The organism is Photorhabdus sp. P32 (assembly GCF_038085095.1).
Classification (GTDB): Bacteria; Pseudomonadota; Gammaproteobacteria; order Enterobacterales; family Enterobacteriaceae; genus Photorhabdus; species Photorhabdus luminescens.
In genome coordinates, this window is record NZ_JAZGJN010000115.1 from 1 (window position 1) to 1,467 (window position 1,467).

4 protein-coding genes are annotated in these 1,467 nt (G+C 35.9%); 1 reads left to right on the top strand and 3 read right to left on the bottom strand.

Annotation, left to right across the window (positions count from 1 at the left end; genetic code table 11):
- Positions 1 to 162: 162 nt before the first annotated feature.
- Positions 163 to 504, top strand: a complete 342-nt coding sequence (locus V2H77_RS00605; RefSeq protein WP_341497254.1) for a hypothetical protein — start codon at positions 163 to 165, stop codon at positions 502 to 504.
- A 36-nt stretch (positions 505 to 540) separates the two neighbouring features.
- Here V2H77_RS00605 and mazF read toward each other — a convergent pair whose 3' ends face one another.
- From mazF to V2H77_RS00620, 3 genes are all read right to left on the bottom strand, one after another.
- On the bottom strand, positions 541 to 870 hold the full coding sequence (gene mazF, locus V2H77_RS00610; protein ID WP_341497257.1) for an endoribonuclease MazF: 330 nt from the start codon (positions 868 to 870) through the stop codon (positions 541 to 543).
- Positions 871 to 873: 3 nt separating this feature from the next.
- Positions 874 to 1,095, bottom strand: coding sequence for an AbrB/MazE/SpoVT family DNA-binding domain-containing protein (locus V2H77_RS00615; RefSeq protein WP_341497255.1), 222 nt, complete (start codon positions 1,093 to 1,095; stop codon positions 874 to 876).
- A gap of 189 nt (positions 1,096 to 1,284) precedes the next feature.
- Positions 1,285 to 1,467, bottom strand: a 183-nt coding sequence (locus tag V2H77_RS00620; protein ID WP_341497256.1) for a HigA family addiction module antitoxin, incomplete at its 5' end; no start/stop codon positions are given.

The following is a 1,467-nucleotide window of genomic DNA, read 5'->3' on the forward strand; positions in this document are numbered from 1 at the left end:
CTTGAAATCCATAGGGTATAAAAACAAGTCATGATATAATTCATATTAGCGAACAGACTGGAATTAATTTAGATGTGGAATATGCTGGGATTTCGATTGAGTAGTTTTATACGTATAATCGTTGTGATATCTATTCTCATTGGATGTACTTTGATTTTTATTATGTCGCTTGCAAATGTTAATTTGTCATATACGAAAGGGAATTTTATCTATTATAATATGTTTACCTTTGAGGAAATTAAAAATATTCCCTTAGTTTCAGATGATTATGTCATATATTATGATTCGCCTGATGGAACACCAACAATGACTAATAAAATTGTTTTCTCAAATGTGAATTCGAATAGTAAAGCAGAGTTAATAAAGTATGTTGAAAGTATGGGTTTTGAAAAATACTTTGACGAATATTGGCATGATGAATATTGGCGTAAAGATAATGTCCTCATAAATATAAAACAAAATGTTACTAAGCGTACCATTTTGTTTTTAGTCGAGAAGAATTAAAGTCCCGTACCTATTTTGAACTGAGCTTGTGAGTATTTACCCTATTAATGTTTTGGCTTTTGCTCTGACCTCGGCTAAAACATCATCAGAAACTTTACCTTTCTTGATGGCGTTACATTTCCTCCAGTCAAGGCTTTTTACTTGATCGGAAAGCACAACACTGTCGGGGTTTCTACTAATTACAACCTCAAAGGGATAATCTTTAATTTTCGTTGTCATAGGGCAACATAGCATCAACCCTATTTGACCGTTATAAGCCGCAGGACTTAGTACAAGAGCGGGGCGATGTCCGGCATGTTCACGTCCCGTTTGCGGGTCAAAATCAAGCCAAATAATATCTCCCATATCAGGGATATAGCGATTAATTACTTATAATATTTCCTTTCCTACTGGTGCGCCGAAATCTACCTCAGCATGAATATTTTCATCTTTTACGCCAGCCAATAATGCATCAAGGTTATATTCTTTTGCTTTGACAGGAACAATTAATACTTTTCCATCTTCTACAGAAATATTGACGATGTCATCAACACTTAAAGACGCCATTTTTATAACAGCTATGGCATCCTTACTGATGGGCCATTTCCCCACTTTTTAATCGTCGCCTGAGACATGATTTATTCTCTCCATAAGTTAGAGGTTAATCCATCCAGTCCTATGATAGTGAATAGAGGCTAATTTGAGTTCTAACGAACATCCAAAAAATTGCACCCCTATGTATGACTTGGTGTCTAACATTTGGGGTGCAGTTCAGTAAACCTGAACTCAGGTTGTTGATTTTTAGGGATGAGATAAATGGACAGGTTTAAATAACGGAGTCAGTTTGGAAATATCAACTGTCTTTTCTGCTTTATCAAGGCTATAAGTTTCTTGCAGTTTTAGCCACAACCGTGGGGAGCTACCAAGTACTTTTGATAGTTTTATTGCCATCTCTGGTGTGACTGCTGCTTTACACGACACTAG

Excerpts from the sequence above, each read along its gene's own strand:
- V2H77_RS00605 (WP_341497254.1), top strand. The coding sequence starts at position 163 with ATGTCGCTTGCAAATGTTAATTTGTCATATACGAAAGGGAATTTTATC.